This is a genomic window from Vibrio sp. 1078-1, from assembly GCF_033340475.1.
Genome location: NZ_JAWOWM010000478.1, coordinates 1 through 641, shown reverse-complemented (window position 1 = coordinate 641; position 641 = coordinate 1). Strand labels below are relative to the sequence as shown.

Genomic DNA, 641 nt, shown 5'->3' with positions numbered 1-641 from the left:
CAAGAAGGTCACAATGAGGATGGTGCCCATCTTCAATGACTCGGCTTTGCTGGCTTTCAGCATTAAAGAGACGAAGTAAAGAATCGCAGCGCCACCGATGGCATAAACGATGTTTTGACCAATATCCATGTTTGAGAACATGAAGAACACCAACGCGATCATGGCGACGGAAATCAGTGCGAAGAATACCCAGTTTTTCAAGCTTACCGCTTTTTGGTCAAGTTCAGCGGCTACACCAGTTAGGCCCTTTCTGAACATCAATAACATCACAAGCGCAGCGCCTGCCATGACGGCAGAGATGGTAAAGCCGCCGTTAAAGCCAATTACCAGCACGATCATCGGGAACAGGTACTGGCCTAAAAAAGCGCCGACATTGTTCACGGAATAGTTGATTGGGTAACCTTTTTCGAAATCTTCTTGTGATTTAAAAGTGCGTTTGTAAAGACTTGGGTAAGAAGGCGACATCAAACCACGGCCGTAGCTTGCTAGAGCGATACCACACATCGATAAAGGAACGTTTGTCGCCGAAGCACCAAGTACCAGCAAAACGTAACCCGCAGCGAACGCCAGAAAGGCGATGGACAGAGAGCGGTAAGCTCCTAAAAACTTATCCGCAATAAATCCGCCAGCGATGGCAAACA

The 641-nt window shown here is 47.6% G+C and carries 1 protein-coding gene; it reads right to left on the bottom strand.

Annotated features, from left to right (window positions below; genetic code table 11):
• On the bottom strand, positions 1-641 hold a 641-nt coding region (locus R7190_RS28290; RefSeq protein ID WP_411978098.1), incomplete at both ends, for an MFS transporter.